At 65.3% G+C, this 14632-nt stretch carries 15 protein-coding genes; 12 read left to right on the top strand and 3 right to left on the bottom strand.

Going from position 1 to position 14632, the window contains the following annotated elements:
* Positions 1–43 precede the first annotated feature (43 nt).
* The 10 genes from ACIA48_RS24560 to ACIA48_RS24605 are packed head-to-tail and all read left to right on the top strand — an operon-like array spanning position 44 to position 10222.
* Positions 44–1075 carry a virulence factor Mce family protein gene (locus tag ACIA48_RS24560; protein ID WP_396737709.1) on the top strand — a complete coding sequence of 344 codons (1032 nt, stop codon included), beginning with the start codon at positions 44–46 and terminating at the stop codon, positions 1073–1075.
* A complete protein-coding gene (locus tag ACIA48_RS24565; RefSeq protein WP_396737712.1) occupies positions 1072–2427 on the top strand; it encodes an MCE family protein in 1356 nt (451 codons plus the stop codon). Before ACIA48_RS24560 ends, ACIA48_RS24565 begins: the two co-directional genes overlap by 4 nt.
* A complete protein-coding gene (locus tag ACIA48_RS24570) occupies positions 2424–3749 on the top strand; it encodes a virulence factor Mce family protein (RefSeq protein ID WP_396737715.1) in 1326 nt (441 codons plus the stop codon). Before ACIA48_RS24565 ends, ACIA48_RS24570 begins: the two co-directional genes overlap by 4 nt.
* A complete protein-coding gene (locus ACIA48_RS24575; RefSeq protein ID WP_396737717.1) occupies positions 3746–4903 on the top strand; it encodes a virulence factor Mce family protein in 1158 nt (385 codons plus the stop codon). Before ACIA48_RS24570 ends, ACIA48_RS24575 begins: the two co-directional genes overlap by 4 nt.
* 1 nt (position 4904) lies before the next feature.
* On the top strand, positions 4905–6353 hold the full coding sequence (locus ACIA48_RS24580; RefSeq protein ID WP_396737720.1) for an MCE family protein: 1449 nt from the start codon (positions 4905–4907) through the stop codon (positions 6351–6353).
* Complete coding sequence (locus ACIA48_RS24585) at positions 6317–7030, top strand: Mce protein (protein ID WP_396737723.1); 714 nt, start codon at positions 6317–6319, stop codon at positions 7028–7030. The genes ACIA48_RS24580 and ACIA48_RS24585 overlap by 37 nt, the downstream gene beginning before the upstream one ends.
* Positions 7027–7797 (top strand): hypothetical protein, encoded by a 771-nt coding sequence (locus ACIA48_RS24590; protein ID WP_396737726.1) that lies wholly within the window; start codon positions 7027–7029, stop codon positions 7795–7797. The genes ACIA48_RS24585 and ACIA48_RS24590 overlap by 4 nt, the downstream gene beginning before the upstream one ends.
* Complete coding sequence (locus ACIA48_RS24595; protein WP_396737729.1) at positions 7797–8696, top strand: alpha/beta fold hydrolase; 900 nt, start codon at positions 7797–7799, stop codon at positions 8694–8696. The genes ACIA48_RS24590 and ACIA48_RS24595 overlap by 1 nt, the downstream gene beginning before the upstream one ends.
* A gap of 3 nt (positions 8697–8699) precedes the next feature.
* A complete protein-coding gene (locus ACIA48_RS24600; protein WP_396737732.1) occupies positions 8700–9953 on the top strand; it encodes a WS/DGAT domain-containing protein in 1254 nt (417 codons plus the stop codon).
* The gene (locus ACIA48_RS24605) at positions 9950–10222 is read left to right on the top strand and encodes a DivIVA domain-containing protein (protein WP_396737735.1); all 273 of its coding nucleotides are present in this window, start codon (positions 9950–9952) and stop codon (positions 10220–10222) included. The genes ACIA48_RS24600 and ACIA48_RS24605 overlap by 4 nt, the downstream gene beginning before the upstream one ends.
* A gap of 7 nt (positions 10223–10229) precedes the next feature.
* Here ACIA48_RS24605 and ACIA48_RS24610 read toward each other — a convergent pair whose 3' ends face one another.
* Complete coding sequence (locus ACIA48_RS24610) at positions 10230–11855, bottom strand: DUF222 domain-containing protein (RefSeq protein ID WP_396737737.1); 1626 nt, start codon at positions 11853–11855, stop codon at positions 10230–10232.
* A gap of 138 nt (positions 11856–11993) precedes the next feature.
* Positions 11994–12593, bottom strand: a complete 600-nt coding sequence (locus ACIA48_RS24615) for a TetR/AcrR family transcriptional regulator (protein WP_396737739.1) — start codon at positions 12591–12593, stop codon at positions 11994–11996.
* A gap of 25 nt (positions 12594–12618) precedes the next feature.
* On the opposite strand from ACIA48_RS24615, the gene ACIA48_RS24620 reads away from it, so the two are divergent.
* Both ACIA48_RS24620 and ACIA48_RS24625 read left to right on the top strand, forming a co-directional pair.
* Positions 12619–13383 carry an SDR family NAD(P)-dependent oxidoreductase gene (locus ACIA48_RS24620; protein ID WP_396737742.1) on the top strand — a complete coding sequence of 255 codons (765 nt, stop codon included), beginning with the start codon at positions 12619–12621 and terminating at the stop codon, positions 13381–13383.
* 22 nt (positions 13384–13405) lie between these two features.
* A complete protein-coding gene (locus tag ACIA48_RS24625) occupies positions 13406–13927 on the top strand; it encodes a DoxX family protein (protein WP_396737744.1) in 522 nt (173 codons plus the stop codon).
* Here ACIA48_RS24625 and ACIA48_RS24630 read toward each other — a convergent pair.
* On the bottom strand, positions 13924–14622 hold the full coding sequence (locus ACIA48_RS24630; protein WP_396737747.1) for an alpha/beta fold hydrolase: 699 nt from the start codon (positions 14620–14622) through the stop codon (positions 13924–13926). The genes ACIA48_RS24625 and ACIA48_RS24630 overlap by 4 nt on opposite strands.
* Positions 14623–14632 lie beyond the last annotated feature (10 nt).

The following is a 14632-nucleotide window of genomic DNA, read 5'->3' on the forward strand; positions in this document are numbered from 1 at the left end:
CCCGACCCTTCGACCGACACTTCGAGCAGAAAGGAACGCCGCGATGACCGCCAGCTGGAAAGCCGCAGCCGTTCGTCTCGGCGTCTTCCTGGCCGTGTGCCTGCTCGGTGTGTTCGCGTTGTACGCGGTGTTCGGCCAGATGCGCTTCGGCGAGAAAGCCAACACGTACAAGGCCGAGTTCCTCAACGTGACGGGCCTGGAGAAGAACGACTTTGTGCGCATCGCGGGCGTGGAGGTCGGCAAGGTCGAGAACATCTCCATCCAGGGAGATACGACCGCGCTCGTCGAGTTCACCGCCGACGATTCGGTCGTTCTCACCGATGGCAACCGGGCGGTGATCCGGTACGACGACCTGATCGGCGGGCGCTACCTGTCCTTGGTGGAGGGGGCGGGCGGCACCACGAAAGTCAAGCCGGGGGACACGATTCCGCTGGCTCGAACATCGCCTGCGCTGGATCTCGACGCGTTGATCGGTGGCTTTCGGCCGCTGTTCTCGGCGCTGGACCCCGATCAGGTGAATGCCCTGTCCGGACAGCTGATTCAGGCGTTCGAGGGCCAGGGCTCGACGATCGGCTCATTTCTGACGCAGACTGCGGCGCTGACCAACACGTTGGCCGACCGCGATCAGTTGATCGGAGAGGTCATCGTCAACCTGAACACCGTGCTCGGATCGCTCGGCGGTCAGAGTGACCAGTTCGCAAAGGCGGTCGAATCGCTCTCCGAGCTGGTGAAGGGTCTCGCCGAGCGGAGGACCGACATCGCCAACGGCGTCGCCTATGCGAACGCCGCCGCGGGCAGCGTCGCCGATCTCCTGTCGCAGGCGCGGCCGCCGTTCGCCAAGACCATCCAGGAGACGGACCGGGCGGCCGGCATCGTGGTGGCCGACCACGACTACTTCGACAACCTGATCAACACCCTTCCCGATGCGTATCAAGCGCTGAGCCGGCAGGGCATCTACGGCGACTTCTTCTCGTTCTATCTGTGCGACATCATCCTCAAGCTCAACGGCAAGGGTGGCCAGCCGGTCTACGTGAAGATCGCCGGACAGCCGACGGGGAGGTGCGCACCCCGATGAAACCGTTCTCCGAACGCAGTCCGCTCGTCATGGGCGCCATCGGCCTCGGCCTGACCGCGGTGATCGTGCTCGTCGCACTGCAGTACGACAAGATTCCGTTCATCAATCAGACGAAGACGTACTCCGCGTACTTCGATGAGGCCGGCGGCTTGACCACCGATGCCGCCGTTCAGGTTTCGGGCTTCCAGGTTGGCAAGGTCGAGTCGATCGACCTGGACGGCCCGCAGGTGCTGGTCAAGTTCACGATCGACGACGACATCGCGCTCGGGGACCGCACCGAGGCCGCGATCAAGACCAAGGGCCTGCTGGGCACGAAGATCCTCGAGGTCATGTCGCGGGGCGACGGCCGCCAGGAGGGCACGATTCCGCGCGACCGCACGACATCGCCGTACCAGCTCCCCGACGCACTCGGTGAACTCGCGACGACGATCAGCGGTCTGGACACCACCCAGCTGTCGGATTCGCTTCGGGTGGTTGCGGATACGTTCTCCGAGACACCGCCGGAACTTCGTGTCGCGGTCGAGGGTGTCGCCCGGTTCTCCGAGACCCTCAACGAACGCGACGCGGAGTTGCGGGAACTGCTCACCAACGCCAACAAGTCGACGACCGTGCTGGCCGAGCGCAGCGACCAGGTCGTCAGCCTGATCGCCGATACCAACGCGCTGCTGGCCGAGTTGCAAAACCAAAGCGCCGCAATCGACCAGATCTCGGGCAGCATCTCCGCGCTGAGCCAGCAGTTACAGGGCTTCATCGCCGAGAACCGCGACACGATGAAGCCCGCGATCGACAAGCTCAACGGCGTGCTGACGATCCTCGACAACCGCAAGGAGCGGCTGCAGAAGGGGCTGAAACTGCTGACCGGCTATGCGATGTCGCTCGGCGAGTCGGTGTCGTCGGGGCCGTTCTTCAAGAACTACATCGCCAACCTGCTGCCCGGTCAGTTCCTGCAGCCGTTCATCGATGTGGCGTTCTCCGATCTCGGTCTGGACCCCAACGTGCTGTTGCCGTCCGAGCGCACCGACCCGCAGGTCGGCACACCGGCTGTGCCTGCGATGCCGGTGCCGTACCCGCGCACCGGACAGGGCGGCGATCCGAATCTTCAACTGCCCGATGCCATTACCGGCAACCCGGGTGATCAGGGATGCGGCCCGCCAGGCATACCGTTGCCTGGTCCGACCGGTTGCTACCCCTACCGCGAGCCCATTCCGCCGGGACCGCCCGGCGGGCCGCCGCCGGGACCGCCCGCAGAGGCGCCGGCAGGCCTGGGCTCGATTCCCGTCCCGACGCCGAGTCCGGTGATGGTTCCCGCACCCGGTGAGGTCTACTCGGATCCGGTGGGGGCTGGCCGATGAACCGCATTCGCACGAGCTGGGTGGCCGCGGCGCTGGTGGTGCTACTGGTGGCGGGTGTGGTCGTGCTGCTGCGGACCAGCGACACCATCAACCGCACGAATGTCGTTGCGTACTTCGAGAACAGCAATGGCATCTACGTGGGTGACGACGTCCGAATTCTCGGTGTGAACGTCGGCCGGATCAGCAAGATCGAGCCGGAGCCCGACCGCGTCAAGATCTCGTTCTGGTACGACAACAAGTACAAGGTGCCCGCCGACGCCAACGCCGCGGTGCTGTCGCCGACGCTGGTGACGTCGCGTGCCATCCAGCTGACCCCGGTGTATACCGGCGGTGCCACGATGGCCGACAACACGGTGATCCCGCGGGAGCGCACCGTGGTACCGGTCGAATGGGACACACTGCGTTCGCAGCTCGAACGGCTGGCCCAGGAGCTGCAACCCACGGAGCCCGGCGGGGTCAGTCCGCTGGGCTCGGTGATCAACACCGCCGCCGACAACCTGCGTGGCCAGGGTGCGAACATCCGTGACACGGTCATCAAGCTGTCACAAGCTTTTTCGGCTCTCGGCGACAAGAGCACCGATATCTTCTCGACGATCAAGAACCTGTCGATCCTGGTGTCGGCGCTGCAGGACAGTACCGACCTGATGCGCCAGCTCAACCAGAACCTGGCGTCGGTGACGGGTCTGCTCGCCGACAATCCCAACGAGGTCGCCGATGCCGTGCGGGACTTGAATGCCGTCGTCGGCGAAGTCCAGACTTTCGTGGCGGACAACAGAGAGTCGCTGGGCACGACATCGGACAAGCTGGCCGGCGTCACGCAGGCGCTGAACGACAGCCTCGACGACGTCAAACAGTTCCTGCACGTGGCGCCCAACACTTTCCAGAACTACGTCAACGTGTACCAACCCGCGCAGGGCGGTGCGAGCGCGATCCTTGCGGTCAACAACTTCGCCAATCCGATCAGCTTCCTGTGCGGTGCGGTGCAGGCGGCGTCGCGGCTCAACGCCGAGCAGTCGGCGAAGCTGTGCGTGCAGTACTTGGCCCCGATCATCAAGAACCGCCAATACAACTTCCCGCCGATCGGTCAGAACCTCTTCATCGGTGCGCAGGCGAGGCCAAACGAGATCACTTACAGCGAGGAGTGGATGCGGCCCAACTACATTCCGCCGCAGCCACCAGTCGCGCCAGCGCCGGTCGCCCCGGACGGCGCCGCGCCGCCGCCGCCACCGGGACCTCCGCTGCCCGCCGAGGCCGTCGTCGCGACGAACCCGGCCGATGGTCTGCAGGGAATGATGGTGCCGCACGGAACGGGGCCACGATGAGTACCCGACGAATTCGATTGCGTGCCAGCGCTGTACTGCTTACGGCCGCGGCTGCCGTTTCCGGCTGTGGCAACTGGCAGGGGCTGAACTCGGTTCCGCTGCCGGGGGTCGAGGGCCGCGGCCCCGGCGCATTCACCATTCAGGCGCAGATGCCCGACGTCGACAACATCGAACCGAACTCGCGCGTCCGGGTCGCCGACGTCACGGTCGGCAACGTCACGAAGATCGAGCGGCAGGGCTGGAACGCCCTGGTCACCATGGAGCTCAACGAGAACGTGCAGCTGCCCGCCAACGCCACGGCCAAGCTCGGGCAGACCAGCCTGTTGGGCTCGCTGCACATCGAGCTCGCGCCCCCGATCGATGTGGCTCCGGAGGGCAGACTGCACGAGGGTTCGCTGATTCCGCTGAAGTCGGCGAGCAAGTATCCGAGCACCGAGCAGACGCTGGCGTCGGTCGCACTACTTCTGAATGGGGGCGGGATCGGCCATGTTCAGGACATCACCGAGGCGTTCAGCACCGCGTGGGCCGGCCGCGAAGCCGACCTGCGCAGCCTGATCGAGCAGCTCGACATCTTCATCGGCTACGTGAACGACCAAAAGGGCGACATCATCGCCGCCAACGAGGGCATCAACGATCTGGTCGGCCAGATCGCCGAGCAGAAGCCGGTGGTGGACAAGGCATTACGGACTATCCCCGATGCGCTGGAGGTATTGAAGGATCAGCGGGACAACCTGTCCGAGGCGCTCGTGCAGCTGGGCAGGTTCAGTGCGCTGGCCGCCGACTCGGTCGACCAGACCAAGGAAGCGCTTGTCCAAGAGCTCAAAGACCTCGGGCCGACGCTCGAACAGCTGGCCAACGCAGGTCCTGCACTGACGCGGGCACTGAGCTTCCTCCCGACGTTCCCGTTCCCGAAAGAGACACTGACGAACTGGATTCGGGGCGACTACGCGAACTTGTCGTTGATCGTCGACATGACGCTGAGCCGTATCGACCAAGGGCTGTTTGTGGGGACCCGGTTCGAGTGCAACCTGACGTGGCTCGAGTTGTTCTGGGGTCGCACCATCGGTCAGATGCCCAGCCCGTGCAACCACAATGTCCCGCCGCCTGGGGGCAATCCATTGCTCGAGGCGTATCGCTGGGATCAGGGGCCGTGACATGCGACTGACACGACAGATCGTCATCCAGCTGCTGATCTTCAGCATGCTGGCCGTGGTGGCGCTGGGGATCATGGTCATCTCCTACATGCGCTTGCCCGCCCTCATGGGCATCGGGGAGTATCGCGTCACGCTGGAGCTGCCGGAGGCCGGCGGGCTGTATCCACGGGGGAACGTCACCTATCGGGGGACGCAGGTCGGCATCGTGAAGAGCGTCAAACTCACCGATAACGGTGTGGCGGCAGATCTTTCACTCGATTCCGACGTGCCGATCCCCGCCGATCTCGAGGCCGAAGTGCACAGCGTGTCCGCGGTGGGTGAGCTGTATGTGCAGTTGATTCCACGCAGCGGCGACGGCCCGATGCTGAAGAACGGCGATGTCATCCCGCAGGATCGCGCGCGTGTCCCCATCGACGTGAACACGGTTCTGGATGCGACCAACCGTGGACTGGCGGCGATTCCACGGGACAACCTGCGGACGGCGGTGGACGAGGCGTACACAGCGTTCGGTGGCCTCGGGCCCGAGTTGTCCAGGCTTGTCGACGGCGGAACGGACCTGGCCATCGACGCCCGCGAGAATCTCGACCCGTTGACCACGTTGATCGATCAGTCGCAACCGATCCTCGATTCCCAGACCGACACCGGTGGTGAGATTCAGGCGTGGGCGTCGAACCTGGCGTCGATCACCGATCAGTTGCAGTCGCAGGACCCCGCCGTGGCGGGCATTCTCGAGAAGGGGCCCGGGGCGGCCGAAGAGGTACGGGCGCTGTTCGACAGGCTGCAGCCGACGCTGCCGATCGTGTTGGCCAATCTGGTGAACATCGGCGAGGTCGCCGTCGCCTATCAGCCGAGCCTCGAACAGCTGTTGGTGTTGTTCCCACAGGGCACCGCGACGACTCAGGCGATCGGTGTGGCCAAGGCGAACACCAAACAGGACTACATGGGCGACTACCTGACGCTGAACCTCAACCTGAACCTGCCGCCGCCATGCACGACGGGATTCCTGCCGACCCAGCAGCAGCGGGTGCCCGCGCTGCAGGACTACCCGGACAGGCCAGCCGGCGATGTGTACTGCCGCATTCCGCAGGACGCGCCATTCAACGTCCGCGGCGCGCGCAACCTGCCGTGTGTGACGGTGCCGGGCAAACGGGCGCCCACGGTGAAGATGTGCGAGAGCGGCGAGAACTACGTGCCGCTCAACGATGGATACAACTGGAAGGGCGATCCCAACGCCACGCTGTCCGGTCAGCCGATTCCCCAGCTGCCGCCAGGAGAAGTTGCTCCTCCACCGGGTCCGGCACCGCCGCCGATAGCGGCCGCCGAATATGATCCGGCGACAGGCACGTACGTTGGACCGGACGGACGTGTGTACACACAGTCCAACCTGGCCCGAAGCGCCGCAGAGGAGCAAACATGGCAGACGATGCTGATGCCCCCGACGGGGAACTGACCGAGTCTTCGGCGTCCGAGGAGAAAACCGGCGCCGTCGAGCCCGAATCAGCCGTTCAGGAGGACAGCACCGCATCGGACGCCGCATCCGCTGACGAGGACGCTTCGGCTGACGAGCCCGTTTCGGCTGACGAGGACGCTTCGGCTGACGAGCCCGCCGACGAGGCTGCGGCGACTAAGGCATCGAAGCCGCCGATGTCGCACGTTCGGCTCGCGCTGATCGCCGGCCTTGTCGTGGTGGTCGCACTCGCTGGGCTGACGGGTTGGACGGGCTACCGCGCATACAAGGCGTATCAGGGTGAAAAGGAACGCCAGCTGTTCCTGCAAGTGGGCAGGCAGGGCGCGATCAACCTGACGACGATCGACTGGCAGAACGCCGAGGCCGACGTGCAGCGCGTGCTCGATTCGGCGACCGGAACCTTTTACGACGATTTCCAGAACCGCTCGGCGCCGTTCATTCAGGTCGTGAAGCAGGCGCAGTCGAAATCGGTCGGGACAATCGCCGAGGCGGGGCTGGAGTCGGCGTCGAGCAACGAAGCGCAGGTACTTGTCGCGGTGACGGTAAACACCTCGAACGTCGGCGCACCCCAGCAAGAGCCGCGCGCATGGCGGATGCGGCTGACGGTAGAGAAGGTTGGTGACGAGGCAAAGGTGTCCAACGTGGAGTTCGTACCGTGAGCAGCAGACACCGGTTGCCCGCGGGCCGCGGTAAGGAACCCGTGGAAAAGGCCGAGCAGCCTACAGACGACACCGAAGCCGTCGAGACCGACGCCGCCGAGCCCGTAGCCGACGCCGACGCCGTCGATGCAGCCGAGACCGAAGCTGCCGAGACCGAAGCCGTCGAGACCGAAGCCCCCGACACCGCCGAGGAAACAGAATCCTCCGCGGAGTCAACGGAATCCACCGATGCCACAGAAGCCCCCAAGAAGAAGCGGGATTGGGCACGCGTTTTCGCTTACGGCGTGCTGCCCACGGTTGCGCTGTTGCTCGCGTTGGGAGCGGGGTTCGCCCGGTGGCAGTACAACGACAGTGAATACGGAGCAGTGCCGCCGTCGGCCTCGGAGCAGAACCCTTCTCCGGCATTCGATTCGATAAATGCCGCCAAGGACAGCACGATCAAGATGCTGTCGTACAAGCCGGAAACGGTCGGAGAGCAGCTCAACGCTGCTCGCGACCTGCTGACTGGTGAGTTCCGCGATTCGTACACGTCGCTGATCAACGATGTGGTGATTCCGGGCGCGACCGAGAAGAAAATCTCGGCCGTCGCGTCGGTGCCGGCCGCGGCGTCGGTGTCGGCTGATCCGACGCATGCCGTGGTGCTGGTCTTCGTCAACCAAACGGTGGTCGTCGGCCAGGAGCTCCCGACCGACACGGCATCCAGCGTTCGAGTGACACTGGAGAAGGTCGACGGTCGCTGGCTGATTTCGGAGTTCGAACCCGTCTGATGCTCGCGCCCGAGACAATCGACGTCGCGACACCCACGGTGCAGCTACGCGTTCAGTCGTGGGGTCCAGATGATGCGCCGATCGCGTTGTGTCTACACGGTTTTCCCGACACCGCCCACGGATGGCGCAAGGTGGCGCCGTTGCTGGTGGATGCGGGGTGGCGGGTGATCGCGCCGTTCAATCGGGGTTATGCGCCGTCGTCGCTACCTTTGGACGGCAGCTTTCATATCGGTGCGCTGATGGACGATGCGCTGCGGGTGCTGGACGCGGTCGGGCCGACGGGCCGCGATGTGATGATCGGCCACGACTGGGGCGCTATGGCGGGTGCGGGGTTGGCGGCGATGCCGGACAGCCCGTTCAAGAAGGCCGTGATCATGTCGGTTCCGCCGGCTGCGTCGTTCCGCCCACCCGGCGGTGGGGTGTCCGACGGCGGACGGCTCGCCGCGACGCTGCCCGCGCAGCTACTGAAGAGCTGGTACATCCTGTACTTCCAGTTGCCTTGGCTGCCAGAGCGTTCGACCGAATGGATAGTGCCGCGGCTGTGGCGGAAGTGGTCGCCCGGGTATCGGGCCGGTGAGGATGTGCGGCACGTAAAGGAAGCCATCGGTGCCCCCGAACGATGGCGCGCCGCACTGGGTTACTACCGCACAGTCATACGCAACACCAAAGTGCCGCCGCAGTATGCGGAGTTGCACGAGCATTGGCTTCATGCGCCGCGGATCCCCACCCTCTATCTGCACGGCCGCGACGACGGCTGTGCCACACCCGATTACGCGCAGTGGGTCGAGAAGATTCTGCCCGATGGTAGCGACGTGGCGATCGTCGAGGATGCCGGGCATTTCCTCCAGCTGGATCAGCCCGAAGTGGTTGCGCGCCGGATCATCGACTTCATCGAGTAGTCGATGACGCGTCTGTCTGCTGTGGACGCGCAGACGTACTGGATGTCGGCCAAGATCCCGAATGACACTGTGCTGCTGTACGGATTCGACGGTGTAGCCGCCGAACCGGAGGTGGCGATCGAGGAGATCGCCGAAAGGGCGCGCGGCTGTCCCGATCTGACGGTGCGCATCGAGGACGGTGGACGCCTTACCTACCCAGCGTGGGCGCATCGCGAGGTTGACCGATCGCAGTTCGTGTTGCACGACAAAGGAAGCGGGAGTTTCCAGGCGTGTTTGGACGAGGCGCGTGTCCTGACCGCCGAACGGCTGGATGCGCGGGTGGCGGCGTGGCGGATGCATGTGTTCACCGGAGTCGAAGGTCTGCCGGGCGCCGCGGGTTTGGGCACCGTCGCGGTGTTGCAGATTTCGCACGCGCTTGGCGGCGGCGGGCGAACGTCGGCGCCCGCGGCGATCATGTTCGGTCGACGCGACGGCGTCGTACCGGGGATCGATGCCCCGCACGCCGGGCCGTTCATGCTGCCGATCGAGGGGTTTCGCGCCGCACGTGCGCACCGCACGTTGGTGGAGGACACCGAGGCGGGACGGATTCCGGCGCCGGCAGATTTGCGGCCGGCGTTGCGGACCAATGCGCGCCCCGCAGGACCGCGGCACTTGCGGACGGTGGTGCGGCGGAGGTCGGACTTGTCCGGCCCGACAGTGACGGTCGCGGCGTTGTCGGCGGTGTCAGTGGCGCTGGCCGCGCAGTTGCAGAGTCTCGGTGAGGACCCGTCGTCACTGGGGGCCGAGGTGCCGATGGCCAAGCCGCCACCGCGGCTGGCGTACAACCACTTCGGGAATGTGGGCGTAGGCCTTTATCCGGAGCTGGCGGAGCCGGAACGCGGAGCGCGAATCGAGGCGGATCTCGATACGCGCCGTCGCCGCGCGGCGCACCCGGCAATGCGGATGGCGGACCGCGCTTTCGCGGCGACGCCGGCACCGTTGTTGCGTTGGGGGATGGACCGATTCGATCCCGATGTGCGCGTGGCAAGCGTGACGGGCAACACCGTGGTGTCCAGCGTGAATTGTGGCGCAATGGACTTCGGTTTTGGCGGCGCACCGGTGACTGTGGCATGCGCATTCCCCGGCCTGTCACCGATGATGGGCCTTACGCATGCCGTGTGCGGCGTCGGCGACACGATCTCTCTGAGCGTGCACGCGGCTGAGTCGGCGATCGACGACATCGATGACTACATTGAAAGATTGGAGGCGATGATTTGACCGACGATCGCGTGACCCCACAGCAGGTTCACGAGGTGGCGTTCTCCAAACCGCAGCTCTTCAAACGCGGTTACGACGAAGACGAGGTCGACGCCTTTCTCGAGCGCGTCGAGTCCACGCTGCGCGATCGGACCGCACCCGGCAGTCTCACCGTCACCGATCTCTACGATGTCGCGTTCTCCAAGCCGCCGATTGGCAAGCGGGGATACAACGAAGAAGAGGTCGACGCGTTCGTGGATCGCATCAGAATCGAACTGTCCCGGCGCTGACCGGCGCTCAGAACGGTGGCGGGTCGTCGTAGCTTGGGGGTGGCCGCGAGGGAAAATGGGCGCTGCCCCAATCGGTTCCGGGATCTTGCGATTGTTCGCGTTCGCGTTCGCGTGCCCGTTGCTCGGCCTCGGCTTGGATGAGGGTTTGGTTGAATCGCCGTTCTTCGTCGATGGCTTTCGTGCGGTTTTGCGCTCGGGTGGTCTGACGTCGCGGCATCGCCAACCCGCGGGCCGCGGGGTCGGTGGTGGCGTCGCTGGGGCGCACCACTTCTGCGGGGGCGGTGGGGTGGCACAGGGTCGGGAACAGCAGCCGGCTGCCGGGGTGGGTGGTGTATTTCTGGCCCTGCGGGCAGGTCCAGGTAACTGTGCCATCGGGGTGCTGCTGGTCCTGCCAGCCCCAGAACGTCTTGAGCAAGTGATGTTTTCGGCACAGAATCTTGAGGTTCGACGCCTGCGTCGGACCATGCGGGTAGGCGATCGTGTGGTCGATATCGCAGCCATAAGCGGGTTCGTCACAGCCGGGGAACCGGCACGTCATATCCCGGCACCGGATGAACGTCGCCAGCACCACCGACGGGATATAACGGGGTTCCGGTGGCGCATCGCCGGGATGGCGGATCGGTACGATCTTCGCCGTGCCCGCCACCTTCGCGGCCAGCAGCGGGGCGGGCAGAATCCCGCCGCTGAGCAGTGCAGCCGGTCGTGTGCGGGCCGGCCCATTGGTCGGGGGCGGATCAGGGGTCAGCGCGTCACCCCAGGTCACCTCGCTCAGCGGCTTGTCGAACAACGGTGGGTCCTTGCCGTCCAACTGGGCGGGGGTGTCATCGGTCAGCGACTCCTCGTGCGCGACGACATGCACCACCACCGCACTGGATACCGCACCCTTGGCGTCGCAGTCGGGGTTCTCGCATCCGCAGACCAGGCGCTCAGCCTTCTGTCCCAGGGCGCCCAGGGCCGCGGAACGGCGCTGATCCAGCGTGCGCGGATCACCCTCGCACACGGTGCGTGCGATCGCGTCCAGTTGTTGGTCCAAGGCGTCGGCGTCGGTGGCCAACAGTTGCGCTTCCAGGGAGGCGGTCCCGGATCCGTCCTCGGGTTTGTGGATATCGACGTGGCAGCCGCGAGCGGAGTATTCGGTGCGTCGTACTGCGGCGGGGTCGTAGCGGTCGATCCAGTGGTCGATCTCGTGCTCGATCTTGTCTACCGACAGCGAAGCCCAGTCTTGGACTCGGGCGCCGATCTCGGTGTCCACCTTGGCCAACGCGTCGGGATCTTTGATCAATCGAGTGCGGTTCACGATGGCGGCCACCATGCGGTAGTTGATGGCGCCTGCGGCGAACACCTCGGCCACCCGCGGCAGGTACCGGCGCAACGAATCAGCCACCAACAGTTGGTGGGAGGCCACCCCGAGTGACACATTCTGGGCGGCGGCGATCGAGGCCGCGACCGCGCCCCAGTTGTCGAGGCACCACTGATCGCGGTTGTCGGATCCGTCGGCGGCCAGCATGCGTTCGAGCTCATCAGCGGACGCGAAGAGGCGGCGTGCGCAGGCGGCGTTTTCGACGTGCGCCCACGCTCCGACCGCTGCGACACCCCGACTGGCGAGCGCCGCGTTCACAAGTGATTCGAACATGCATTCGACACTAGCGCCGTCGCGGCCGCGAAACAGCAGCTCAAGCCCAAGCTGTGGATAAATCCGCGGTTGGGGATAACTTCAGAAGGTGCCAGGGGTTCGAGGGGTGCCGGGCGATTAGGGGTAACCCGCCCGACGTCACGGGCGAAGCGACGCGATCCCCACATCAAGCGCGGCTTCGAGGTAGCTGATTTCACCCGTCGCCAACATGATCCCGACGCCACCCTGGATCCCGGCGAGCAGTGCCGCGGCGACGTGCTCCGCCGACAGGTCGTCCGAAACCTTCGCGGCCGACTGCATATGCCGCACCCCCGCAGCGATCTCGTCATGCCACTGCCGCATCAACGCCGACGTGACCGCCTGCGCCCCTGGCGTCGTCCGTCCGATCTCCGAAGTCAACACCGACAGCGGACAGTTCTGACCCTGCCGCCGGTACCGGTCCACGACAGCATCGCGCCACCGCTGCCATGCCGCCCACGACGTCAACTCACCGAGGTAAGGCTGCTGGTCGTCGAGAACCTGTTGCGCCTCGTGCGTGGCGACGGCCAGCAGTAGCTGCTCCTTTCCATGCGGGAAGTAATGGAAGAGCTGGCTTTTCGAGGTTTCGGTCCGCGCCATGATGTCGTCGAGCGTCGCCACCGCGACCCCGTATTCGCGAATTTCCGCCGCGGCACCGTCGATGATCCGCTGTCGCGTCGCCCGTCCTTTGGACGTCAATTTCTGGACTTGCGGGTCCATTTTGAGAAGCGAACCATGCGGACTCATGAACAAAAACACTACGCGGCTCGAGGGCCGCACAGCATTGGTCACCGGCTCCACCGGCGGTCTCGGCGTGGCCATCGCCACCGCGCTCGCGGCTGAAGGCGCGTTCGTCGTCGTCAGTGGCCGCGACAAGAAACGCGGAGACACGGTGGTCGCCGACATACGCACAAAGGGCGGCCAGGCCGCCTTCGTCGCCGCCGATCTCGGTAGCGGCGAAGAAGGCGTGAAGAACCTCGCAGAACAAGCCACCCAAGCCGCGGGCGGACGCATCGACATACTCGTCAACAACGCCGCATTGCTATTGATGCCGAAGTCCACGGCCGACATCGACGAGCGCGAGCTGCAGCAGGCGTTCGCTGTCAATGTGTTTGCGCCGTTCCTTCTGACCGGCCTCCTGGCGCCCGCGATGGCCGAACGCGGGCACGGCGCGATCGTCAACATCGGATCCAATACCGGTCTGCGCGGCAGCGCGGGTTCGGCCGTCTACTCGGGGAACAAGGCGATCCTCCATTCGTTCACGAAGTCGTGGGCCGACGAATACGGACCCAGCGGTGTCCGGGTCAACGCGGTGGCGCCGGGGCCGATCTCGACAGAACGGGCGACAGAGTTCGCCGAACACGTCGCGCCAATGTTGGCGCGCATTCCTTCGCGGCGGATGACGACGCCGGAAGAAGTGGCCGCAAGCGTGGTTTTCATGGCCAGTGACGACGCCGCCAACATCCACGGAGCCATCCTCAGTGTGGATGGGGGGTGGGCAGCGACTTAACACATGGCCTAGATTTTGTTGCATGAGTGCATACGACGTCGGCCTGTTGATCCTGCGAGTCGTCCTTGGTCTCACCATGGCCGCGCACGGCTACAACAAGTTCTTCGGCAAGGGCGGCCTCAAGGGCACCGCCGGCTGGTTCGACAGCATGGGCATGAAACCGGGCATGTTCCACGCCCGCATCGCCGCGACCACCGAGATGGCGGCCGGCATCGGCCTGGCTGTCGGCCTGCTCACCCCGATTCCCGCCGCCGGCTTCGTCGCGCTGATGCTCGTCGCTGCCTGGACCGTGCACCGGCCCAACGGCTTCTTCATCGTCAAGGAGGGCTGGGAGTACAACCTGATCCTGGCGGCGTCGGCGGTCGGCATCGCGACGATCGGAGCGGGGCGATACAGCCTCGACTATGTGCTGTTCAAAAACTCCGCGCTCTACGAGTACCTGCACGGCTGGTGGGGTCTGGTCATCGCACTGGGCCTCGGCCTGGCCGGCGGCATCGGACAGCTGGCCATCTTCTATCGCCCGCCGGCGAAGACCGACGCCTAACGAAGTCCCAACAGTCGATCGGCAAGGAGCTGCGGCGCCGACAGCATCGGCGAATGCCCGCCGGGCAGTTCGACCAACGTCGCGTCGAGGCGCTCACCCACGGCAGCTCGCGACCATTCCGGCCGAAGCATTCGGTCGTCGCTGCACACCATGTACGTCGTCGGCACGCGTGGGTGTTCGGCCAGTGAGAACGGGTACAGCGCCGGGTTGACCGATTGCGGCCGCAGGCGACCGAGCGCGGCCTGTGCGGTCTGCTCGTCGCAGTCGAAATAGAAGACGTCTCGCGCGATGTCGAAGTCGGTCCATTCCTGACACATCCGCTCGTCGAGCGCGCTCAAGCCCTGTTCGTATGCCGGGTTGAGCATCTCCGGTTCGTCGGCCAACTGCTCGGCCAAACTGCGACCGACGTCGGGAACCATCGCGCACAGGTAGACGAGGTGCCGTACGCCCCTGCGTGCGGCCACCAACGGGATCGTGTTGCCCGCATAGGAGTGTCCGACGAGCACGACGTCGTCATCGCGGTCCTCGAGGGCCGCACACACGACGTCGGCATACGTATCGAAGGTGCCGGCGCTCTCCTCGAGCGGTAGTTCCATCGTCACCACGTCATGGCCGGCCTGCTGCAGGAGCGGTGTCAGCTGCTCCCAACACCATGCGCCGTGATATCCGCCGTGCACCAGTGCAAACGTGGTCATGCGGTGAGCC

The organism is Mycobacterium sp. NPDC051804 (assembly GCF_044452905.1).
In the GTDB taxonomy this organism is placed as follows: domain Bacteria; phylum Actinomycetota; class Actinomycetes; order Mycobacteriales; family Mycobacteriaceae; genus Mycobacterium.